The following is a 22,518-nucleotide window of genomic DNA, read 5'->3' on the forward strand; positions in this document are numbered from 1 at the left end:
CGTATTGCCTCAGCGCAGCGCGTGGGTCCGTGCAGCATGGGGTGACCTTCCCGTCTCCTACTTCCAGAGCGACGAGAATCTCAATGACTGCGGTTTTATTGACTTGAAGGTCAATAAGTGGGAGATCAGTGGCAGTCGATTGTAATGGGGTCTGGACCCCTTCATCAGGGTTGAAATACTCAAGGGTCGGGGCCCTGCGATGGCAGATGCCAGATTGCAGCCCTGACGGTAGTCGCGAAGCAGCGCGTTGTTCCTCTGGACAGAAGGGTGCCAGGATCGATGGGCTTCATCCTCCCCCTCCGTGCATCAGGTGACGGTTTCTGCGGTCACGACTCGCGAGCGCTGCGTGATGACTGCGATTGATGTGCTCGTGCATTGATATGCCCGGCAGGAATAACCACCTCCATTAAGTGTGTCCTTCACACCTTTCTGCATAGTTCCAGAGATTTGGATCGATACAATAATATCGACCCATAAAGTTTCCGTGCGCTGCGCCGCCATCGATCGTACGGCCATGATCAAGGGAATTGAGATGCTCGCCTTACGCAACCTCCGAGTGGGATCCCGGCTGGGTGCCGGGTTTGGATTGCTGCTGCTGTTCATCGTGGCCATCGTTGGCCTGGCGCTGTACGGAAATCACCTGAAGTCCGCCCAGTTCGAGAAAGTGGTGGACGTCAACATGGTGAAGATGCGGCTGTTGAACGACATGCTGGATACCAACAACGCGGTGTTGATGCACCGCCGCCTGATGGTGATCAAGCGCGGCGAGGATTTTGACAGGGATTATCAGAAGGCGCAGGAGCTGTCGCAGACCTACGACGGTATCTGGGCCAGGTACATCAGGATTCCGCGCGACGCGACCGGCGATACCCTGGTGGCGAAAATCGACGCGGCACGCAAGGCCACCGACGCCTCCACCCGGCATCTTCACGAGCGCATGAAGGCCGGGGATTTCGACGGCGCGGCCAAGGAACTGCTTGCCGAGCAGGGGCTGGCAACCGCGTGGAACGAAGCGATCTCGACCCTGCTGCGGCATCAGGAGACACTGACCGAGCGCAGCCGCGAGGAATACCGTTCAACCGAATCCTGGACCGGCACGCTGTCGATCGTGTTCGGCGTGTTGAGCCTGGTACTGGGCTCGCTGGCCGCGTGGGCCATCACCCGCAGCCTGACCCGCCCGCTGGAAGGCGCGGTGAAGCTGGCCGACGGCATCGCCAATGGGCGGCTGGACAACAGCATTGACGCCTCCGGCAACGATGAGGTCACGCAGCTGCTCAGGTCGATGCAGCGCATGCAGGCGCAGTTGCAGTCGGTGATGGCGGCGCAGGGCGAGTTGGCGCGCCAGCACGATGCGGGCAGCCTCAGCTATCGCATGGACGAGAGTGCCTTCCCTGGTGACTACGGGCGCATGGTGCACGAGACCAACGCGCTGGTCGGCTCACACGTGCAGGTACAGAACCGGCTGATCGAAGTGATGAAGCATTACGCCCGTGGCGACCTGTCGGTGGACATGGATCCGCTGCCGGGCGAGAAGGCGGCGATCACCCAGGCAATGGACGAGACCAAGACCAGCCTGTCGGCGATCAACAGCGAGATCCGCCGGCTGGCGACGGCCGCGGCGGCGGGCGACTTCAGCCTGCGCGGCGATGAAGATCGCTTCGCCTACGATTTCCGCGACATGGTGGCCGGGCTCAATCGCCTGATGCAGACCACCGACGAGAACCTGGTGCAGGTGTCGACCCTGCTGCAGGCGATCTCGCGCGGTGACCTCACTGTGCGCATGCAGGGTGACTTCCACGGCGTGTTCGCCCGCATGCGCGATGACTGCAATGCGACCGTCGATCAGCTCAAGCAGATCGTCGGCCGCATCCAGGCCAGTGCGTCCAGCATCAACCTGGCGGCAGGCGAAATCGCCTCGGGCAACACCGATCTGTCGCGGCGCACCGAGCAGCAGGCGGCGAACCTGGAAGAGACGGCGGCGTCGATGGAGGAGCTGACCTCCACCGTGAAGCAGAACGCCGAGCACGCCCGCCAGGCCAACCAGCTCGCCATCGGTGCGCACGGTGTCGCCTCGCAGGGCGGCGAGGTGGTCGGCCAGGTGGTCACCACGATGTCGGCCATCGAGGCCTCGTCGAAGAAGATCGCCGAGATCATCTCGGTCATCGATGGCATTGCCTTCCAGACCAACATCCTGGCGTTGAACGCGGCGGTGGAAGCCGCGCGTGCCGGCGAGCAGGGCAGGGGCTTTGCGGTGGTGGCCAGTGAGGTGCGCACGCTGGCACAGCGCTCGGCCGGTGCGGCCAAGGAGATCAAGGGCCTGATCGAAGATTCGGTTGGCAAGGTCGCCGATGGATCGGCGCTGGTCCGACAGGCAGGCACCACGATGGGCGAGATCGTTGCTTCCGTGCAGCGCGTGACCGACATCATGGCCGATATCTCTGCTGCCTCGCAGGAGCAGAGTTCGGGCATCGAACAGGTGAACCAGGCGGTGGTGCAGATGGACGAGACCACGCAGCAGAATGCGGCACTGGTGGAAGAGGCCAGTGCTGCGGCGCGTTCCATGGAGGAGCAGGCGAACCTGCTGGCCGAGGCGGTTTCGGTGTTCCGCACCGGCGCGGTAACGGCGGCTGCAGCCGTGCGTCCGGCCCTGGCTGCGGTGGCCGCGAAGGTCACCCCGGTGCGCAGGGCGGCAACGCTGTCGCCGCGCATCGAGCCGACACTGGCAGCCAATGCCGGGGGGTGGGAAGAGTTCTAGCAGAGGGCAATGCCGGCAGGGAGACGGCGCCCATCACGATGGCTGATCGTGATGGGCGCGGATTTTCTTCCTGAACGCGCGATGGCCGATGAGGCCGCGGACACGCGCATTTCACTTCCGGTTGCCAGCCGCGGGAGGACACTTGCGCCATACCGGAACCTAGGAGATGGCCATGAAGACCTCGACCCGATTGCTTGTGCTGGGCACCCTGCTGGCGGCTTCGTCGGTGGCCGGCGCGCAGACCTATGGCCCGCGCGATGAAGGACGCCGATTCAACGATGGCAGCCGCGTGGTCTGCAAGAACGTGGAAGTGCAGCGCAACTCGCGCGATCCGAACCGCATCGCCGGTACGGCCACTGGCGCGGTGATCGGCGGCCTGCTGGGCAACCAGGTGGGCGGCGGCAATGGCAAGAAGCTCGCTACCGTGGCCGGTGCTGTTGCCGGTGGTGCGGCGGGCCGCCAGATCCAGGGCAACAGCCAGCAGAAGAACGGCGACCGCGTGGTCGAGCGCCGCTGCGAACGCGTCTATCGCTGATCGATCGCCGACGGCCCCCGTTTTTCCCCTTCCACATCGCAGTACTCGAACGCCGGCCTCGCGCCGGCGTTCTTCATTGCAGGAAAAGGGGACGGAGGGGATTAAGTCGCAATCCCCCCAACCGGCCGCTTACGACTTAATCCCCTCCGTCCCCTTTTTTGCGAGGAGGCGCCAGGTGGCGAGGCTGCCGTAGAGCAGCAGCAGGACGGTGAGGGTGATCAGTTCGTGGCTGACTTCGGCCAGGCTGGCGTCCATCTGGTTCAGGCGCACCATCAGGTTGATGCCGGAGGTGGTCGGCAGCAGCTGCGCCAGCCAGACCAGCGGTTGTGGCGTCATCACCGAGGGCCACGACAGGTTGGCGAGGAAGAACAGCGGGATCGAGGTGGCGATGATGTACTGGAAGGCGCGTTCGCGGGTGCGGAAGAAGCTGCCGACGAACAGGCCGAAGGCCACCGTCGCCGCGATGAACAGCGTGCCACCCAGCAGCTGGCCCAGCGGGTTGCCTCCGCGTGGATAGTCCTGCACCCAGGCAGTGAACCCGGCATACCAGAACAGACCGAACAGGCCGATCAGGCCGAAGCCCAGTGCCATGCCGGCCAGGGTCGGCAGGTCGAAGCGCAGGCGCCGGCCGAGCGCGAGGCGGCGGCCGCCGAGCAGGACGCCGATGCCCATCAGCAGCGTCTGGTGCACGATCAGCTCGGCCACGCCGGGGACGATGGCGCTGCCATAACCTTCCTGCGTGTTGTACAGGGGGCGCTGCACAAGCGTGACCGGCGGTGCCTGCGGTGCGCCCATGAAGGCGGCCTGGCCGACCACGGCATCACGCCCGAACGCACCCAGCGCGTCAGCCACGCTGCCCAGCACCCAGCTGGCGCGGCCCAGGTAGGCACCGTTGCCAAGCAGTACCAGCTTGGCCGGGTGGCCGCGCAGGATGTCGCGCTCCAGATTGGCCGGGATCACGACGATGCCTTCGGCATGGCCGGCTTCCAGCTGCCGGCGTGCGCTGTCGACGTCCGCGGGTTGACCGACCACGCGCGCAACGCGCAGTGCGTCGAGCTTGCGCAGCAGCTCGCGGCTGGTCGCGCTGTGGTCTTCGTCCACCACCAGCACCGGCAGGTTGCCGGCCACCTGGTGCCGGTAGGCGGCTGGATAGAAGAACGAGTACAGGATCACCGCCCCGACCATCACCACGATCGCGTAGCGGTCGCAGAGCACTGCCATCAGGGTCTGCCGCAGGCTGCGCCAGAGTGCGCTCATGCGTCGGCCCCTGCGGGCTGTGCGGCGGCAGGTGTGCGCGCAAAGGCGATCAGGCGCAGGCCGCCGACGCCTCCTGCCACCACCGCCATCAACAACAGCGTGGCCAGCGGCCACACCGAAACCTGCAGCGGCGAACCGATGAACTGCTGCTGGGTCTGCAGCTTGATGTAGGCGCTGAGGGGCAGCAGCTGATGCCAGGCGCGGGTGAACAAGGGACCGTCGAGGACCGGGAAGGTGGCACTGGAGAAGGCCAGCGCGGTGCCGATGCTGAGGCCGACCGCCGACAGCGCGGTGCCCATGTCGCGGGTCACGCCGACGAAGAACAATGCGTAGGCGGCCGTGGCCAGGTAGAACAGCGGCTGTGCGAGCAGCAGCAGGAATACGCTGCCCGCCACGCCATCGCCACGCAGCCAGGCCAGGTAGCCGATGCCGAGCGCGCCATACACCGAGAACAGCAGGATGTACGGCGCGACCTTGCCGGCAATCGCCGCCCACGGCGCGCGGCCCAGCCAGGCGGGCAGGGTGCCGTCGCGGATCTCGCGGCCAAGACTGCCGGCCACTGCAAGTGCCAGCACCAGCGACAATACCGCCGGGAAGATCAACGGCAGCAGGAACAGCTCGTAGCTGCGTGCCGGGTTGTACAGAATGTCCGACTGCACCGCGATGGGTGCCGCGCGCAGCTTGCCCGGGCCGACCTGCAGGCCGATGCGCTCGCGCAGCAGGCGCGCGTTCCATGCGGAAACCGCGTCGCCGATGTCGCGCGACGCCGACTGGCCGGTGGTCATGTAGGTGGCGTTGTAATAGGCAAACACCGTGCCCTGGCGCCCACGCAGCGCCTGCCGGGTGACATCGCGCGGCACCAGTACGATGGCGAACACATCCAGCCGACGCAGCTGCGAACGTGCGTCTTCCAGGTCCACCGGCTGGCTGGCGACGCGCACGCCGGGGCTGGCATCGAGCATGCGCAGCAGCAGGCGGCTGTCACTGCTGTGGTCGAGGTCGACCACGGCGATCGGGATGTCGCGCATCACCGAAGGCGTGAACATCCACGCCATCACCACCAGCATCAGCAGCGGCAGCACGGTGACCAGCAGCAGGTCGGCGCGGTTGCCGCGCAGCGACTGCAGCTCGCGCCGCCAGCTGGCGGCGAAGCCGCCGCGGCCGGGGCTCAGTGCTGGGGCCATGCGAACAGCACGCTCATGCCGGGGCGGAAGCCCTCGATGCGGCGTACCGGGCGCACCCGCACCTCGAAGCTGCGGACGTCGTAGCCGGACGACTGGCGGGTGGTACGCCAGGTTGCATAGTCGCCGGCCGGATTGATGAAGTAGACCTCGAATTCGCCGTCCAGGCCGAGCGCCGGCACGCTGCCCTGCAGCTTGCTGCCGACCTTCAGGCCCTGCATCTGCGATTCGCGCAGGTTCATGGCGACCCACATGCGGTCGATGTCGACCAGGGTGAACACCGGGTAGCCGGCCGGCACCAGTTCGCCCGGGTCGGCCATGCGCTTGTTGATTTCGCCGGCCACCGGCGCGCGCCCTTCCACTTCGACACGCGCGGCGTTGACTTCGGCCACCGCGCCCTGTGCCTGTTGCACCTGGCCCTGCGCGGCACGCTTGTCCTGCTCGCGCGCGCCGGCCAGGGCCATGTCGTACTGCGCGCGCGCGGCACGGGCCAGTTCACGCGAACTGGTGGCCTGGGCATGCGCTTCATCACGCTTCTGCCGGGTCATCACCCCTTCGTTGAACAGGTTCTGCACGCGCTGGTAAGTGGCTTCAGCCAGCGCCGCACCGGCTTCGGCCCGCTTCCAGTTCGCTTCGGCGGCGCGGATGTCTTCGCTGCGCGCGCCTTCGTCGGCCTTGTCGGCCACTGCCTGTGCGGCGGCCAAAGCGCCGTGCGCCTGCTGTTCCTTGGCGGCCACTTCGGGGCTGTCGAGCAGGAACAGCACCTGCCCGGCCTGCACGCGGTCGCCCTCGCGCACCTTCAGTTCGGCCACGCGCGCGGTGATCTTGGCGGCCACGTTGATCGTGTCCGCATCGGCCATGCCCTGGATCTGGTCGGCCGGGCTGCGCCAGGCCAGCCACAGGCCGAGCACCACCACGACCAGCAGCACCACTACCAGGATCGGTCCGAACCGGCGCTTGCCCGGGGGCGTCGTCGCATCGTCGTGCAGCACATCACTCATGGTCGATCACCTCGTCCGCCCGCCGCCGGAACTCTTCGAAACGGTCCATCTGTCCACTGATCTCCAGCAACTGTGCCAGCGCAATATCGTATTGGTAGGCGGCCTGTGCGCGCTCGACGCGGGCGCCACCCAGGCCGAGCCGCGCGTCGATCACATCCAGCGAAGTCGCCTGGCCTTCGCGGAACGCCAGCTCCTGCAGGCGCAGGTTTTCCTGTGCCTGGGCGATGCTGCTGTCGAGCAGCACGTACTGCTGGCGTGCGGTTTCCAGCTCGTTCCAGGCCTTGCGCACACCCAGCGCGACCTGGTTCTCGGCCTCGCGCAGGCCCGCTTCGGCCTGGTCCTGCTGCGCACGCGCGGCGCTGATCTGCGCCGGCCGCGAGTTCGGCGACAGGAAGGTGTACTTCAGGCCGATGCCGAACGCCCAGTCCGGATCGGTCAGCATCTCGTCGCGGCGACGGAAGTCGTACTGGCCGAAAGCGAAGATCTGTGGCTTCAGCTTGGCCTGCTGCACGCGCACGCCCTGTTCGGCCTGCGCCACCATCGCCCGCAGGCGCGCGATCTGCGGCTGCCGCGCCTGCGCGGTGCGTTCGAAGCTGGCCACCGGTTCCAGTGGCACGCGCTGCACGAACAGCGGCGACACCGGCTGCACCTCGCCGCCACTGCGCAGCAGCGTGGCCAGTGCGGCCTTCAGCGTGGCCAGGTCGTTCACTGTCTTCTGGTATTCGCGCTCGGCCTTGTCGCGGGCCACGGTGGCCTGCAGGCGCTGCGCGCGGGTGGCGAAGCCCTCGCGCTCCAGCTTCTTTGCGTCGGACAGGTGGCGGTTGAGGCCATCGCGCACATCGCGGCGCACGTCCACCGCCTGCTCGGCCAGGCGCTGGCCGAAATAGGCCTGGGCCAGCTGTACGGTCAGCGATTGGCGTTGTGCTTCGCGCTCGGCACTGGCCTGTTCGTGGGCGGCACTGGCGGCACGTTGCGCGGCCGGAATCACGCCGCCGGTGTACAGCGGCAGCACTGCAGTCACCACCGGGCGGGTACGCCAGTCGCGTTCGGTGAACGACAGCGGCGAGTCGATGCCAAAGGCCTCGGCCACCGGAGCCAGCGAACCCAGGGGCAGGGTGAGCGTCTTCTGGAACTGCAGCCGGCGCACTTCGCCGGTGATCTCCGGCAGGCGCAGCAGGCGGGTCGCGTCCTGCAGGTCCTGCTTGTTGCGCACGGCGGCGTCGGCAGCGGCCAACGCATCGGAGACCTGCTCCAGACGTTGCCGTGCCTGTTCCCAGTCCAATGCCGGTGCGTTGCTGGTGGGCTGCGCGGCGGCAGCGAATGGCAGGCAGGCTGCCAGCGCCAGCGCGGCCTTCGCGCGGTGCATCCTTGTACGTCGGCCGATCACGCCCATGCCGTCCCAGTAGTGAAGAAGTGCGCAAACGGTAGTGCGTGCAGCGTGAAGCCCGGGTCTGCGATCATCGGTTTGTCCTCAACGAAGGGTGCCTCTGGCCGCAGTGCGCAGCGCCTGGGTGATGTGCTGCAGCGTGCTTGAGCGCACGGCGGCATGCTGCCAGTACAGCGGCACATCGAGCCAGCGGCGGGGTTCCATTACCACCACGCGGCCGGCGCGCACGGCGGGCGCGACCAGGGTTTCCGGGGCCATGCCCCAGCCGAGTCCGCACGCGGCGGCTTCGACGAAACCGGTGGAGGAGGGCAGGTAGTGTAGCGGCGGCTGCAGCCGCGCGCGGGTCAGGCGCCGCACGAAGCGCCACTGCAGTTCATCTTTGCGGTTGAACACCAGCATCGGTGCGTGCGCCAGGGTTGCGGCCTGCATGCCATCGCGGAAGTACTGGCGGGCGAAGCCGGGCGAGGCGATGGCGTGGTAGCGCATCGCGCCGAGCGGGTGCGCGTTGCATCCCTTCACCGGTTGGCTTTCGGCGGTGACCGCGCCGAGCACGCTGCCATCGCGCAGCAGCTGCAGGGTGTGGTCCTGGTCGTCCATGCGCAGGTCGAACAGATAGCCGTGGCGCTGGTGCAGGTCGGCGATGGCCGGCACGAACCAGGTATCAAGCGAGTCATCGTTGACCGCCAGCGGGATCGGCCTGTGCGCAGCGTCGCTGCCACGCTCGGGTAGCAGCTCGGCCAATGCCTCGGCCTCCAGCGCCTGCATCGGTCGCACCCGGCGCAGCAGCGCTTCACCCGCGGCAGTCGGCCGGCAGGGTGCCTGGCGCACCACCAGTACCTGCCCGAGCCTGTCCTCCAGGGCCCTGATCCGCTGCGACAGTGCTGACGGGCTGATCGACAGGCGGCGTGCCGCAGCCTCGAAGCTGCCTTCCTCCAAAACCGCGGCAAACGCGGCCAGTTGCGGGTGTACCAGGTCCATGCCGGTGCCTCTTCAGTTTTCCTGCACAGGATAAAGAAAAATCAGTTTGTCTAATCAAGGCGGTTGGCGGCACCCTGCGCGTCCCCTCGCTGCCTGGCCTGTCCCGATGTGGATTGCCGCTACCGCCGCCGGCCTGTTCGCAGGTGCCGGCCTGATCATCGCCATCGGCGCGCAGAATGCCTTCGTGCTGCGCCAGGGCCTGCAGCAGCGCAATGTGGGGACGGTAGTGCTGGCCTGCGCCGGCGCGGATATCGCGCTGATCCTTGCTGGCGTTGGCGGCATGGGCGCGCTGGTGCTGCAGTGGCCGCTGCTGCTGCAGGTGCTGCGCTTCGGTGGTGCGGCCTTCCTGTTCTGGTATGGCCTGCGGGCGGGGCTGCGCGCGTGGCGCGGTGGCAGTGCCCTGGCCGCCGCCGAGGCGCAGGGCGGCAGCGGACGGCAGGTACTGCTGACCTGCCTGGCGTTCACGCTGCTCAACCCGCACGTCTATCTGGATACGGTGGTGCTGCTGGGCAGTCTGTCCACGCGCTACCCCGGTGACCTGCGCTGGGCGTTCGCCGCCGGTGCCTGCGCCGCCAGCGTGGCCTGGTTCTGCACGCTGGGCTATGGCGCGCGCCTGTTGCAGCCGGTGTTCCGCAGGCCGGGCGCCTGGCGGGTGCTGGATGCCGCCGTGGCGGTCTTCATGTCCTGCCTCGCCACGCTGCTGCTGTTGCGCCCGCTCTAGGCCGCGTCCACCGCGCACTGCGGGGTTTCGCCGGGGCGCAGGGTCAGCACGCGCACGCCGCTGCGGGTGACCGCCACGGTGTGCTCGAACTGCGCCGACAGCTTGCCGTCGCGGGTGTAGACCGGCCATTGGTCCGGCTGCTGACGGATGGCCGGCTTGCCCTGGTTGAGCATCGGCTCGATGGTGAACACCATGCCTTCTTCCAGCACCATGCCGGTGTTGGGATGGCCGTAATGCAGGATCTGCGGTTCCTCATGCATCTGCTGGCCGATGCCATGGCCGCAGTATTCCTTCACCACGCTGTAGCCGTGGCTGCGCGCGTGGCGGGCGATGGCGTGGCCGATATCGCCCAGGCGCGCTCCCGGGCGCACCGCAGCGATGCCTTTCCACATCGCCTGGTAGGTGGCCTGCACCAGCCTGCGCGCGGCGTAGTCGACCTCACCGACCAGGTAGGTGGTGCTGGAGTCGGCGATGTAGCCGTTCTTCTCCAGGGTGATGTCGAGGTTGACGATCTGGCCGTTGCGCAGCACGTCGGTGGTGCTGGGAACGCCGTGGCAGACCACGTTGTCGATCGAGGTGTTGAGCACATACGGGAAGCCGTACTGGCCCTTGCTGGCCGGCCGCGCCTGCAGCTCATCGACGATCATGCGCTCGACGAAGTCGTTGATCTCCATCGTGCTGCGTCCCTGCAGCGGCAGCTGGTCGAGCGCGGCGAACACCTGCGCCAGCAGGCGCCCGGATTCGGCCAGCAACGCGATTTCGTGCGGCTGCTTGATCATCGCCATGTCAGGCCCGCCCGGGCGCCAGCGCCTGCGGCTGCACCCCGGCTGCCCGCAGTTCGCTGGCGACGATGTCCTGGAAGCTCAGCGTGGGGTTCATCTCGCACAGCATGCCGACCCGGATCCAGAAGGTGGCCTGGGCGTTGATCGAACGGCTGGAGACGGTGCAGGCACGGCGCAGCTGGTCGTGCAGGGTGTCATCGATGTTGACGATGCCCATGGGCGGTCCTGGCGGAATGGATATACGAAGCATATATGTTCCGTATATCCGCCTCAAGCCCGCGTCGTTCAGTCCACGTGGGTGGCAAAGCGCAGTCGGTTGCCGTCCGGGTCACGCAGGAGCATCTCGCGGCTGCCCCATCCGGTGTCGTGCGGTGGCTGCTCGATCGGTACGTTGGCGGCACTGAAGGCGCGGTGCAGGGCGTCGACGTCTTCAACGATGAAGTACACCGCGCCGCCGACCTCGCAGTCGCCGCTGTGTTCGGTGAGGAAGATCGTCTGGCCGTCGCGGGTGAGCTGGGCGAACAGCGGGAAGCCGGGTTCGAAGCGGTGTTCCCAGTCGACCACGAAACCCAGCCCCTGCACGTAGAACGGCAGGGTGGTGTCGGCATGGCGCATGCGCAGTTGCGGGATGACGGTCTGGGGCATCGCGAGGCTCCGGGGCGGGAGTCCAGTGTAGTGCCGGCCGCGGGCCGGCATCCCGGCGAGCCTGGGAACGATGAGGTTGCCGGCCAGCGGCCGGCACTACCGAAGCCACGCCGGCCAGCGGCCGGCACGACCGGCGCGGTCAGCAGGCGGTCGGCACGGCGGCCATCGCCGCCAGCAGTTCGCGATTCACCTGCTGGTGCCGTGCCTGCCACACCGGCAGATCCTCGGCGCTGACGTCAGGTTGGCCGTCCAGCGACGACAGCCAGCGCTTGAAGCGGCTCTGGTAGTTGGCCAGCGAGACTTCGCCGGTGATGTCGCTGCCGACCAGGCCGCCGGCGCGCAGCGCTTCGATCACCACCAGTGCGTGTTCCAGCTGGAAGCGGCCCTGGTCCCAGTTGCTGCGGGCGACGTCCTCGGCGAACACATCCTTGTCGATCGACAGGTAGGTCGGTTGCGGCGACTTGGCCTGCTCGGCGGCGAACGCGGCAACCAGTGCCTCCGGGTGCTCGAACCGTCGGAATGCACGGCCGCTGCCGAGGCGGTGGCCCCAGCCCACGTCCACATCCATGCACCAGTAAGTCAGGCGCCCGCCCATCAGCGGGCGCCAATGGTTCTCCCAGGCGTGGCCCAGGCCGATGTCACTGGAGGTGATGCCGAGCACATGGATGTGCGAGATCTGCGGCAGCTTGCTGGCCGCGTTCACCCACGACCCGCAGTGCATGCCGAACGGGAAACGCATGTTGTCCGGATGGTTGTCCAGCACCACCAGCTGGAACGGCTGGTGCGCGCGCATGCGACGCAGCAGCGGCAGGCTGAGGTGGTGGAAGTCGCCACTGCCGAGCATCACCGTGCCGAGCTGGGCCGGCAGCGGTGCCAGCACTTCAACGGCGAAACGGTCCAGGGTTGAAGTGCTGCAGGCGAAGCGCAGCGGATCGTGCCACTGCGGCAGCGCCAGGGTCTGCGCCTGTGGCAGCGGCAGTACGCCACCGTCCAGGTCCAGGATCAGCGGAAAACGCGACGACATCGTTCAACCGCCTCCATCAGGTTCGCCCTGCAGGTACGGTGCCAGCTTGCGCAGGGCAGCGCGCAGCAGCGGGGAGCGGGCGTGGATCGCGTGCCGGGTGGAGGTGAAGCGGGCGCCCAGCTCGGCCTTGATCCGCGAGTCGGTCCAGCCGGCCACGTAGTGGCTCAGGCCGTGCTGCAGCGCGTACTCGAGGTTGTGCATCCAGCTGACCGCGTACAGGTTGTGCTCGCGTGATTGCGGGTAGGCCAGGCCGATGTACTTGTCCACCAGCTTTCCGGCGTGGATGTAGCACAGGTTCCAGCCGATCAACTGGCCCTGGTGGCGATACAGGAACATCCGTCCCTGGCCCTGGCTGTCGGCCAGCAGGTGTTGGAAGTACGGCAGGTCGAGCTGGTCGAAATGCACCGCGCTCTGCGCGAACACGCCCAGGTACAGCGCGTACAGTTCGGCCTGCAGTTGCGGGTCGGCGAGGGCCGGATCGCCGGTGGCGATGCAGTCGACCTGCAGGCCATCGCGCGAGCGCAGCTTGCGCCGGATGTTCTTGCGGCGCGAGGACGACAGGCGTCCGAGATAGCCATCGATCGAATCGAAATCGATCGCCACCCAGGCCAGCGGCATGCCTTCCAGTTCGACGAAGCCGCGTGCCAGCAGCGCCTGCAGGAAGGCGCTGCTGTGTGCATTGGCCGCGTCGTCCAGCAGCGGCGAATCGATTGCCAGGTCCTTGACCACCAGCAGCCGGGAATCGCCGATCGCGTGACGCGTCACGTCCTCGGCCAATTCATCTGGTGCGACGTACGCGGGCAAAGGGGTGTACTCGGTGCTGGTGGCACCGACGAAACGGGTCTTCCAGGTGATCCAGGGCCGCCACAGGCGCGACAGCGGCAAGCCAAGCAGCTTGCCGCGCAGGTCGTCGTCCATCGTGGTGGTCAGGTCGAGCGGCGCACGGAAGGTCGGCAGGCCGCTGGGAAGCAGGCCTGCCTCGAATCCAAGCGGCGGGTGGGCCAGGAAGCTCTCCAGCAGCGCGGCCGGTTCCAGCGCGGTGCTGGATGCGCGTGACGTCATCTCCATCGGCACGGGAACCGGCAGCGCATCGACCTCAGCCCTTGGCCTTGGTCAGCGCCTGGTCGAGCAGGGTGATCGCCAGGTCGATCTCTTCGTAGCTGATGTCCAGCGACGGCGCGAAGGTGATCACGTTCTTGTACCAGCCACCCACGTCGAGCACGAGGCCCATGCGCTTGCCGTCGTGCAGGAGGTCACCGGCCAGGCCGATGTCGACCATGCGGTCCAGCAGTTCCTTGTTGGGGGTGTAGCCGTCGGTCTGGCAGATCTCGGCGCGCAGGGCCAGGCCCAGGCCGTCGACGTCGCCGATCTCCGGGTGACGCTTCTGCAGGCCACGCAGGCCGTCGAGGAAGTACGCGCCCTTCTCCGGCACGGTGCGCTCGTAATCCATTTCCTTGCCCAGCTTCAGCACTTCCAGGCCGAGGCGGGTGCCCAGCGGATTGGAGTTGAAGGTGGAGTGGGTGGAGCCCGGCGGGAACACGGTCGGGTTGATCAGTTCTTCGCGCGCCCACAGGCCCGACAGCGGGTTCAGGCCGTTGGTCAGCGCCTTGCCGAACACCAGCACGTCCGGGGTAACGCCGAAGTGCTCGATCGACCACAGCTTGCCGGTGCGCCAGAAACCCATCTGGATTTCATCGACGACCATCAGGATGCCGTACTTGTCCAGCACGCGCTTGAGGCCAGTGAAGAAGTTGCGCGGCGGGATGACGTAGCCGCCGGTGCCCTGGATCGGCTCGACGTAGAACGCGGCGTACTCGGCCTGGCCGACCTTGGGATCCCACACGCCGTTGTACTCGCTTTCGAACAGGCGCTCGAACTGCCACACGCAGTGGTCGGAATACTCGTCCGGGGTCATGCCCTTCGGGCGACGGAACGGGTACGGGAACGGGATGAACATCGCGCGCTCGCCGAAGTGGCCGTAGCGGCGGCGGTAGCGGTAGCTGGAGGTGATCGACGAGGCACCCAGGGTGCGGCCGTGGTAGCCGCCCTCGAAGGCGAACATCAGGCTCTTGCCGCCGCGCGCGTTGCGCACGATCTTCAGCGAATCTTCAATGGCCTGCGCGCCGCCGACGTTGAAGTGCACGCGGCCGTCGAGGCCGAACTTCTGGTGCATGTCCACGGCAATGGTCTTGGCCAGCTGCACGCGGGTCGGGTGCAGGTACTGGCTGGCGACCTGCGGCAGGGTGTCGATCTGGTCCTTCAGCGCGTCGTTCAGGCGCTTGTTGCTGTAGCCGAAGTTGCAGGCCGAGTACCACATCTGCAGGTCGAGGTAGGGCACGCCCGCACCATCGAACATGTAGCTTCCTTCGCCGCGCTGGAAGATCTTCGGCGGGTCGACGTAGTGGACGGTGTCGCCGAAGGAGCTGTAGCGGGCTTCGTCGGCCAGCAGCTGCGCGTCGGAGGCAGCCGCGTCGGCGTTCTTGTCAAAAATGTTCATGCAGTTCGGTTCCGTGAAGGACGTTCGAAAGGGGTGACGGGGAGCGCGCCTGGAAGGGAGTGCTCAGGCGGTGGCCAGCAGCAGGGGCAGTGCGGTGGGCTGCGGGCTGGCGTCGAGGCGACGTGGCTGCAGCAGGCTGCCATCGAGCAAGCGCGGCAACAGTGCGATTGCATCGTGGAAGGTATCGATGGCGGCATGCTCGATGCCGGCCTTCGTGCAATGGGTGATCAGGCGGCGCTTGGCGAACACGAAGTCGGCATCTTCGGAGACGCAGAAATCCGAGCTGCCATCGCCGATCATCAGCACGCGTGGTGCTTCGTCGGCACGCGCCTGCGCGGCGCAGGTGCACTTGCAGGTACCACTGCGGCATCCTTCGGCCTGGTAGGGCGACTCCAGTTCCCAATGGTCTTCGCACCAGCGCAGGTGGTTGGCCACCACCGGCAGTCGCGACAGGCCGTGGTTGGCGAGGATGCGGTGGATCGCATAGTCCAGGCCGTCGCTGACGATGCGCAGCGGCACGCCCAGCTGTTCGGCGCGGCTGACAAAGGCGGCGAAGCCCGGATCGATCTGCACCTGGTCCAGGTGCGCGTCGAGCGTGGCCGGGTCCAGCTTCAGCAGCCGCACCTGGCCCTGCATGCATTCACGCGAGCCGATCTTTCCCGCCTTCCACTGGTCTTCCAGTTGCTGCCAGCCCGGCTGGCCGTACTTCTCCAGCAGCGAGTCGATGACATCTTCGAGGCTGATGGTGCCATCGAAGTCACACAGGATGCTCCAGTGCATGGGCAGGTCCGTCGATGAAAGAAACGTCCGGCACGATGCCGGGGCAGGCTCAATGTAGGCAGGCAGCCTTTCTCGTTCCTTTCCTGTTGAAAGCCTGCACCGCCGGGTGGGGAAAGTGTTCAGGAATCGAGCGTGCTGAATGGGCGTGATGCCGTGAAAACCGCGCTTTCAGGGCTGCGCAGCGGCCAGCGCCCGCAGGATCTGCGCGGTCTCTTCCCGTGTCTGCCAGGCGCTGTTGCCGAGGGTCAGCATGCGTGCGGCGAAGTCGCGCGCGTTCGGCATGTCGTCCTGCGGCACGATGCCACGCAGGTAGGCGTAGTCGGGCAGGGCATGGATGAACATGCGGCTGGCACCGAGGCCGCGCGGCCACAGTTCGTCCAGTGCGGCATCGCGCGCGCGCTGGCTGGGCAGCAGCAGCATCAGCATCGGCCAGGTGCCGCCGGTGCCGGCCAGGCCATCGACCACCTCCACCGCCGGCAGCTGTGCCAGCTGCACACGCAGCTGCAGTGCGCGCAGGCGCCCGGCCTGCAGGAACGCAGGCAGCCGCCGTGCAGCGTGGGCGCCCACGTTCTGCCGCCACTGGCTGACCCGGTGCTGGGGGATGTCCAGCGGGAAAATGTCTCCGACCGCGTCTTCCAGATCGCCGCGTTGCAGGGCGCTGCGCAGCGGATTGCCGTACACCAGCGACAGCAGCGAGGGGCGGTAACAGGCGGCAAGACCCAGCAGCTGCACGCTGCGAAGCAGCTCCCAGCGCAGGCTGAAACGTACCTGTTCGGCGGCATGTTCGGCCAGCGCGGCGCGCAGCTCGTCATCGCGGCTGACCAGCAGGCCGCCTTCATGCAGGCTCAGCCCCTTGCCGGCGGCCAGGCTGAAGAATCCGATGTCGCCACGCAGGCCCACGCTGCTGTTGCCGACCCGTGCGCCCAGCGCCTGTGCGGCATCTTCGATCACCCAGGCACCGGCGCCGCGTGCGACCTCGCAGGCCCGTTCGACATCGGCGATGCGCCCGCCGAGGTGGGTGGGCAGGATCGCCAGCGTCCGTGCGTCGGCCAGGCGCGAGAGCTGTGCCGGATCAAAGTCGAAATGGCCACGCCGGGTATCGCACAGCTGCACGCGCAGGCCGAGGCTGTGTACCGCGATCGGCACCAGCGGACAGGTATAGGCCGGCAGGATCACGGTATCGCGCTTGGGCGCGCGCTTGCGCAGGGTGCGCAGCGCGATCAGCAGCGCGTGGGTGCCGGAACAGGTCAGCTGCAGCGGCGGTGTGCCGAGCTGGGTGGCCAGGATGTCGCGCAGGTCGCCGCCGCCGGGAAGGAAGTCGCTGGCCTGCATCGGCAGGCCAGCGGTCGGCGGCAGTTCGCGCGCGAACAGGCTCATCGCAGTCCGTTCACGAGGTGCTGTCGGCGGGGCTGTGCGGGTCGTCCGCTTCGGCGCGGCCGAGGCAGACGATGCCAGCCACGATCAGTACCGCACCGACAAGGTGGTGCAGGGTGAGCGGCTCTTTCAGCAGCCAGGCCGACAGCAGCAGCACACTGATCACCTCCAGGTGCGAGGCCGCGAACGCCGGGCCGATCGGCGCATGGCGCAGCAGGCTCATCCAGGTGAAGAACGCGCCGATGTAGCCGAGGACCGCGCCGTATACCCACGGCTGCGACAGCACGCGCAACAGCCACGCGGTGTTGGCCTCGACCGGCAGCGCGGCGTCACCGGCGTACTTGAAGCACAGCTGGGCCAGCGTGTCGAAGGCCATCAGCAGGGGAAAGCCGATCACATACAGGCGCCTCATGAGCCGGCCCCCACCACCGCCACGCCCGCCGTGACCAGCAGAATGCCGGTCACCCGCAATGGCGTGAGCTTTTCGCGGAACAGGATGCGGCCGGCGATCATCAGCGCGACGATGTTGATCGAGCCCAGCAGCACGCCCTTGGACAACGGCACCAGCGACAGGAACGCGATCCAGGCAACGAACTCAAGCACGTAGCAGGCGATGCCGATCCACAGCCAGGGTCGGCTGAGCATGTGTTTCCAGCGTTGCAGTCCTTCGCCATCCTGCGGGTCGCTGGCGGCGGCCTTGAAGGCGAGCTGGCCACCGGTATCGAGCACCACATTGGCCAGCCACAGCAGCGTGGCGAGTGCCCCCATCTCAGGCCACCGCCTTGAGCACGCCGCTGCGTTCACCGATTTCGGTGAAGAAACGCGCGCTGCGGCGGATCACCTCGCGGCGTTCGCGGTCGATCGTGATCATGTGGTAGCTGTCTTCCAGCACCACCAGTTCCTTCGGGCCGCTGACCCTCGATATCACCAGTTCGGCGTTGCCCATGCTGGCCACGTCGTCTTCGCGGGCGTGCATCACCAGGCACGGTGCGGTGACCTGGTGCAGGTGGCGGCGGGTCCAGTTGCTCAGGGCGCGCATCTCGGCCAGCGCGTGCCAGGGGTTGCCCGGCAGGCCGGCCGCGGCGCTGTCGCCGGACAGCATGGCGGCACTGACCTGCGCACGCAGGCGCTCGTCACGCAGGCCATAGGGCGGTTCTTCCATGAACATGCGGTCGCGGCCGATGTTGAAGCGCTTGAACCACGGCAGCAGGAACGACAGGCGGGCCACGGCGGGAATGTTCCAGCCGTCGTAGCGGAAGGTGGCGCCATACACGCCGACGCCGGACACCCATTCGGGGCGGCGTGCAGCCAGCGCCAGCGCCAGTACCGCGCCCATCGACAGGCCGCCGACGAACAACTGGTCGACCTTGCCACGCAGGCTCGCCGCTGCATCTTCCACGCCCTGGTACCACTGTTCCCAGGTGGTCGCCAGCAGGTCATCCACGGTGCCGCAATGGCCGGGCAACTGCACGCCGTGTACGGTGAAGCCGGCGTTGTTCAGGCCCTTGCCCAGCATGCGCATTTCCGCCGGGGTGCCGGTCAGGCCGTGGACCAGCAGCACGCCCTGCGGGCCACCGGGGAGGAAGAAGTCGTGCGATTCGGTCACCTGGCGGCTCCGGGACGGCAGTGGGGATGGTCAGGATCGCAAGCGCGATTTTCGCCAGCCTTTCAGCGCCCCGGTACGGGTCAGGGGGCCTTCAGCAGCGGCAGTGTGATGGCGACCTTCAGGCCCCCACCGGCGCGGTTGAGGAAGGTCAGGCGGCCGCCGGAATGCTCCACCGCTTCGTGCGCGATGGCCAGGCCCAGGCCGGTGCCGCTGGCTGCGGTGCCAGGCGCTCGGAAGAAGCGCTCGCCCAGCCGTGGCATCACGTCCTCGGGCACGCCGGGGCCGTTGTCCTCCACGTACAGTTCGACGTCATTGTCATCCAGCGCATGCACGCCGACCGTGACGGTCGCATCGCGGCCGGCATAGCGCAGCGCGTTGTCGATCAGGTTGTCCAGTGCTTCCTGCAGCTGGGCACCATTGCCGAGCACGCGCAGCGGGTGGGGGCTGCCGCGGTAGCCCAGATCGATGCCATCGCGGATCGCTTCGGGCACGCGCATGCCGACCCACTGCGGCACCAGCTCGCACAGGTCCAGTGCCTCCACGGTATCGGGCACGGTCTGCGCCCGGCTCAGTGCGAGCAGCTGGGTGCTGACCCGGGCGGTGCGCTGGTTGAGCCGGCGGATGTGCTGCAATGCCTCGCGCACCGTGTCCGGGTCACCATGGGCCAGCGCCTGGTCCACATGCAGGGCCATGCCGGCCAGCGGCGAACGCAGCTGGTGCGCGGCATCGGCGATGAAGCGGTTCTGCAGCGTGATCATTTCCGCCTGGCGCGCGAACAGATCGTCGATGGTGCTGATCAGCGGCTGGATCTCCTCCGGCACGTCGGCGTCGGAGATCGGTGCCAGTTCGCCACGGCGCTGCGCCAGGCGGGTCCTCAGCGGCGTGAGGATGCGCAGGCCGTAGGTCACGCCGAACCAGACCAGCGCTGCGGTGCCCAGCGCCAGCATGGTCATCAGCGGGATGATGATCATCAGGATCTCGCGCGCACGCTGGCGGCGGTCGGCCATGCTTTCGGCCACGGTCACCGCCAGCTCGTCCTGCGGATCGTTCATCGCCTGCGTGCAGACGGTGGCCATGCGCACCTGCTGGCCATTGAGGTTGCCGTCGTACAGGGCCGGATGCACGCCGGTGCAGTCCTGAGAAGGGGCATACGGGCTGAAGTCCGCATTGCCGCTGAGGGTGCCCTTGCGGCTGCTGTCGACGTTGAAATAGCGATGGCCGTCGGGGTCGTACTCGATCAGGAAGCGCGCCTGCGGAGACAGGTCGCTGGTCACCGGCATGGTGCTCAGCATCTGCGCGAACGAGTGCGTGTCGTCGATCAGGTTTCGGTCGTGGATGCGGTTGGAATAATCCAATGCAACGTAATAGGCCAGGATCGTATTGAAGGTAAGCAGGCCCAGCATCGGCAACGCCAGGAAGGCGAGCAGGCGCCGGCGCAGGCTGGGGGGGCCACTGATCACGGGGCGCTGTCGTCCTGCGCGTCTTCCAGCATGTAGCCCAGTCCGCGCACGGTGCGGATGCCCATGCCGCCGGGCTGCAGCTTGCGGCGCAGGCGGTGCAGGGCGATGTCCAGGCCGTTGTCGGTCAGGTCCTGGCCCCAGTCGCACAGCGCCTCCACCAGCTGTGCGCGCGAGACGATGCGCTCGGCGCGTACCGCCAGTGCCGACAGCAGGCCGAACTCGCGTGCGGTCAGTTCCAGCGACTGGTCGTCGATCCACACCCGATGCCCGGCCAGATCGATGCGCAGGCGGCCGATGCGCAGGTCCGGGTTGCCATTGCTGGTCACGCGGCGCAGCTGTGCGCGCACGCGGGCTTCGAATTCGTCCAGTGCGAATGGCTTGACCAGGTAGTCGTCGGCACCGAGGTCAAGCACGCGCACGCGTTCGGCCAGGCCGTCGCGGGCGGTCACCACCAGTACCGCCAGGCCATCGCCGCGCTGGCGCAGGCGCTGCAGCACGTCGCGGCCATCCAGCTGCGGCAGGCCCAGGTCCAGCACCAGCAGCGCGTATTGGGTCGAACCCAGCGCGGCGTCGGCGTGCGCGCCGTTGTCGACGTGGTCGACCACATGCCCCTGCCGGCGCAGCGAGGCGCACAGGCCGGAGGCGATGTCCGGGTCGTCTTCAGCAATCAGAACGCGCATGCGCGGGGAGCTCCTGTAACGGTCGGGCCCAGCGGATGGACAGGGTGGGCCTCTCGGCTGCCGAGGGTAGCCGCAAACAGGGTGAAGGTGGAGCGCGCCGGCACCTCCCGGCGCCGTCGCGCTGTCCCGCCATTCAGTCCTGCAGGCCCGGCTCACCCAGTACCAGCGGCACCCGTGAGCCGTCCAGCAGGCCGCGGCTGAGCCTGCCATCCTCGATGAACAGCAGTTCGCCGTTCTCGCCGTTCTTGATGCTGCTGTCGATGGCGATCACGCGGTCGCCGTGGAAGCTGCTGACGTGTGGCATCGAGGTATGGCCAACCACGATGCGCTTGAGCTGCAGGCGGTCGAGCACGGTCTGTACCCCCGCTGTGTCGAGGCGGCCATCGAAGTAGCCGCGGTACCAGATCGGGCTGGTCTTGCCGTCATACAGCGGTGCGGTGGCCGGGTCGGCCTTCACTTCGGCCTTGGGCAGGCCCAGAGAGGCCTGGTAGGCCGCATTGGTGCGTGCCGGGTCCAGCGCCAGCTGCACCGCTTCGGGCGAGATGCCGCCATGCAGGAACAGGGTATCGCCAATCTTCAGCAGCACCGGGCGGGTGCGCAGCCACTGCCCGATCACCGAGTCGGCGCCATACAGTTGCGGGTAGCTGCGGCCCAGCAGCTGGGCGCTGCGCAGGTACTTCGGGTTGACGTAGCGCAGGTCGTCGTACAGCACCATGGTTTCGTGGTTGCCTAGCACGAAGTGCACTGCGCCACCGGCGGCGGCGGCCTGCTGCTGCAGGCCGTACAGCAGCCAGAACGCCTCGGTCACCTGCGGGCCGCGGTCGAATACATCGCCAGCGATGACCAGCGTGTCCTTGCCCAGGGCCCAGCGATCCTGGGCGTCGATGACCTGGTGGGCGCGCAGCAGGCGCACCAGCAGCCCGTACTGGCCATGGATGTCCGACAGCGCGACGATGCGCGGCGCGGCCGGCAGCACGGAGACCGAGGCCGCATTCGGCGCGGCCACGTGCACGGTGTGTTCGTAGCCACAGCGCGGCGCGATATCGGTGCCCGTCGTGTTGATGGCCAGCGAGCGCGACTCGACCTTGTCGTCGCAGATCCACTTGGCCTGCAGCTGGTCGCCCCGGCGGAATACATAGGGGCCATCGGCCTGCACGTGGTCGGCGGGCGCGGCAACCTCGCGGGCCTGCGTGGTTGCTGTGGCGCAGGCCAGCAGCGGCAACAGCAGGGCGGTCAGCAGGAAAGGGCGATAGCGCGGCATCGGCGGCGTCCGGCGGCGGAAACCTCCGATGCTAACCGGCGCGGCCGGATCGTGGTGTGCGCGAATGGGCGGATCAGGCGCCGCGCCGGTCGTCCTTGAGCTTGCGCACGCGGGTGGCGGCGGCCTGCAGCGGCTGACCGTCGCGCCCGTGTGGCTGCATGTAGGGCAGTGGTCGCCGCGTGCTGGATTCGATCAACTGCGAATGGGCTTCACCGGCGCTGAAGCGATGGCGTTCTCCCCACTGGCGCAGCGCGACCAGCAGCGGGAACAGTTCCTGGCCGGCGTGGGTGAGCACGTATTCCTGGTAGGCCGAGCCATCGGAGGCCGGTTGCAGTTGCAGGATGCCGGCCTCGACCAGCCTGCGCAGGCGATCGCTGAGGATGTTGCGCGCCGCGCCGAGGCTGCGCTGGAAGTCGCCAAAGCGCGTGACGCCGTCGAAGGCATCGCGGATCACCAGCAGTGCCCAGCGATCACCGAGCAGGTCGGCGCTGCGGGCAACGGGGCAGGGACTGTTGGCGTGCATGCTGTGGCCTCCGAATGTGGTTGCAGTTTAAAACCAATGACGATAGCCTGCATCAAGTTTCAAATTGCAAC

Annotated in this window: 23 protein-coding genes; 3 read left to right on the plus strand and 20 right to left on the minus strand. The window is 67.5% G+C overall.

Translation table 11 applies throughout. The annotated features are described in order from the left end of the window. Positions 1-532: 532 nt before the first annotated feature. Complete coding sequence (locus AC5JLE_RS00270; protein WP_088475564.1) at positions 533-2,755, plus strand: methyl-accepting chemotaxis protein; 2,223 nt, start codon at positions 533-535, stop codon at positions 2,753-2,755. A gap of 166 nt (positions 2,756-2,921) precedes the next feature. Next, on the plus strand, positions 2,922-3,290 hold the full coding sequence (locus tag AC5JLE_RS00275; RefSeq protein ID WP_014646414.1) for a glycine zipper 2TM domain-containing protein: 369 nt from the start codon (positions 2,922-2,924) through the stop codon (positions 3,288-3,290). A 129-nt stretch (positions 3,291-3,419) separates the two neighbouring features. On the opposite strand, the gene AC5JLE_RS00280 is transcribed toward AC5JLE_RS00275, so the two are convergent. The 5 genes from AC5JLE_RS00280 to AC5JLE_RS00300 all read right to left on the minus strand — a co-directional run bounded on the left by AC5JLE_RS00280 (position 3,420) and on the right by AC5JLE_RS00300 (position 9,094). After that, positions 3,420-4,547 (minus strand): ABC transporter permease, encoded by a 1,128-nt coding sequence (locus tag AC5JLE_RS00280; RefSeq protein ID WP_014646415.1) that lies wholly within the window; start codon positions 4,545-4,547, stop codon positions 3,420-3,422. Continuing rightward, positions 4,544-5,731: an ABC transporter permease gene (locus AC5JLE_RS00285; protein ID WP_496064901.1), complete on the minus strand. Its 1,188-nt coding sequence runs from the start codon at positions 5,729-5,731 to the stop codon at positions 4,544-4,546. Before AC5JLE_RS00285 ends, AC5JLE_RS00280 begins: the two co-directional genes overlap by 4 nt. Beyond that, positions 5,716-6,729: an efflux RND transporter periplasmic adaptor subunit gene (locus AC5JLE_RS00290; protein ID WP_197557389.1), complete on the minus strand. Its 1,014-nt coding sequence runs from the start codon at positions 6,727-6,729 to the stop codon at positions 5,716-5,718. The genes AC5JLE_RS00285 and AC5JLE_RS00290 overlap by 16 nt, the downstream gene beginning before the upstream one ends. Then, a complete protein-coding gene (locus tag AC5JLE_RS00295) occupies positions 6,722-8,122 on the minus strand; it encodes a TolC family protein (protein WP_496064902.1) in 1,401 nt (466 codons plus the stop codon). The genes AC5JLE_RS00290 and AC5JLE_RS00295 overlap by 8 nt, the downstream gene beginning before the upstream one ends. Before the next feature lie 78 nt (positions 8,123-8,200). Next, positions 8,201-9,094 (minus strand): LysR family transcriptional regulator ArgP, encoded by an 894-nt coding sequence (locus tag AC5JLE_RS00300; protein WP_496064903.1) that lies wholly within the window; start codon positions 9,092-9,094, stop codon positions 8,201-8,203. A 106-nt stretch (positions 9,095-9,200) separates the two neighbouring features. Between AC5JLE_RS00300 and AC5JLE_RS00305 the strand changes: the two genes are divergently transcribed. Then, the gene (locus AC5JLE_RS00305) at positions 9,201-9,815 is read left to right on the plus strand and encodes a LysE/ArgO family amino acid transporter (RefSeq protein WP_014646420.1); all 615 of its coding nucleotides are present in this window, start codon (positions 9,201-9,203) and stop codon (positions 9,813-9,815) included. On the opposite strand, the gene map is transcribed toward AC5JLE_RS00305, so the two are convergent. The 15 genes from map to AC5JLE_RS00380 form a co-directional block, all read right to left on the minus strand. Next, positions 9,812-10,594, minus strand: coding sequence for a type I methionyl aminopeptidase (gene map / locus AC5JLE_RS00310; RefSeq protein WP_014646421.1), 783 nt, complete (start codon positions 10,592-10,594; stop codon positions 9,812-9,814). The two genes, AC5JLE_RS00305 and map, sit on opposite strands and share 4 nt — an antisense overlap. 7 nt (positions 10,595-10,601) lie before the next feature. After that, the gene (locus AC5JLE_RS00315; protein WP_014646422.1) at positions 10,602-10,814 is read right to left on the minus strand and encodes a ParD-like family protein; all 213 of its coding nucleotides are present in this window, start codon (positions 10,812-10,814) and stop codon (positions 10,602-10,604) included. Positions 10,815-10,882: 68 nt separating this feature from the next. Beyond that, entirely contained in the window at positions 10,883-11,242 is a 360-nt protein-coding gene (locus AC5JLE_RS00320) for a bleomycin resistance protein (protein WP_014646423.1), read from the minus strand. Between the two features lie 139 nt (positions 11,243-11,381). After that, positions 11,382-12,266 (minus strand): arginase family protein, encoded by an 885-nt coding sequence (locus tag AC5JLE_RS00325; RefSeq protein ID WP_164109827.1) that lies wholly within the window; start codon positions 12,264-12,266, stop codon positions 11,382-11,384. 3 nt (positions 12,267-12,269) lie between these two features. Further along, positions 12,270-13,334: a GNAT family N-acetyltransferase gene (locus AC5JLE_RS00330; protein WP_164109825.1), complete on the minus strand. Its 1,065-nt coding sequence runs from the start codon at positions 13,332-13,334 to the stop codon at positions 12,270-12,272. A 28-nt stretch (positions 13,335-13,362) separates the two neighbouring features. Continuing rightward, positions 13,363-14,763, minus strand: a complete 1,401-nt coding sequence (locus AC5JLE_RS00335; protein ID WP_014646426.1) for an aspartate aminotransferase family protein — start codon at positions 14,761-14,763, stop codon at positions 13,363-13,365. A gap of 63 nt (positions 14,764-14,826) precedes the next feature. Further along, positions 14,827-15,543, minus strand: coding sequence for an MtnX-like HAD-IB family phosphatase (locus AC5JLE_RS00340; RefSeq protein WP_049441501.1), 717 nt, complete (start codon positions 15,541-15,543; stop codon positions 14,827-14,829). Positions 15,544-15,711: 168 nt separating this feature from the next. Further along, complete coding sequence (locus AC5JLE_RS00345; RefSeq protein ID WP_014646428.1) at positions 15,712-16,920, minus strand: DegT/DnrJ/EryC1/StrS family aminotransferase; 1,209 nt, start codon at positions 16,918-16,920, stop codon at positions 15,712-15,714. Positions 16,921-16,930: 10 nt separating this feature from the next. Next, entirely contained in the window at positions 16,931-17,329 is a 399-nt protein-coding gene (locus tag AC5JLE_RS00350; RefSeq protein WP_032958031.1) for a DMT family transporter, read from the minus strand. Beyond that, complete coding sequence (locus tag AC5JLE_RS00355) at positions 17,326-17,685, minus strand: EamA family transporter (protein ID WP_478440198.1); 360 nt, start codon at positions 17,683-17,685, stop codon at positions 17,326-17,328. The genes AC5JLE_RS00350 and AC5JLE_RS00355 overlap by 4 nt, the downstream gene beginning before the upstream one ends. 1 nt (position 17,686) lies before the next feature. After that, the gene (locus AC5JLE_RS00360) at positions 17,687-18,523 is read right to left on the minus strand and encodes an alpha/beta hydrolase (RefSeq protein ID WP_032958029.1); all 837 of its coding nucleotides are present in this window, start codon (positions 18,521-18,523) and stop codon (positions 17,687-17,689) included. Positions 18,524-18,603: 80 nt separating this feature from the next. After that, entirely contained in the window at positions 18,604-19,983 is a 1,380-nt protein-coding gene (locus AC5JLE_RS00365; RefSeq protein WP_049419408.1) for a sensor histidine kinase, read from the minus strand. Next, the gene (locus AC5JLE_RS00370; RefSeq protein ID WP_014646433.1) at positions 19,980-20,663 is read right to left on the minus strand and encodes a response regulator; all 684 of its coding nucleotides are present in this window, start codon (positions 20,661-20,663) and stop codon (positions 19,980-19,982) included. Before AC5JLE_RS00370 ends, AC5JLE_RS00365 begins: the two co-directional genes overlap by 4 nt. 133 nt (positions 20,664-20,796) lie before the next feature. Continuing rightward, entirely contained in the window at positions 20,797-21,924 is a 1,128-nt protein-coding gene (locus AC5JLE_RS00375) for a metallophosphoesterase (RefSeq protein WP_164109820.1), read from the minus strand. Between the two features lie 73 nt (positions 21,925-21,997). After that, complete coding sequence (locus tag AC5JLE_RS00380) at positions 21,998-22,447, minus strand: winged helix-turn-helix transcriptional regulator (protein WP_014646435.1); 450 nt, start codon at positions 22,445-22,447, stop codon at positions 21,998-22,000. Between the last annotated feature and the right edge of the window lie 71 nt (positions 22,448-22,518).

It is taken from the genome of Stenotrophomonas sp. (assembly GCF_059505245.1).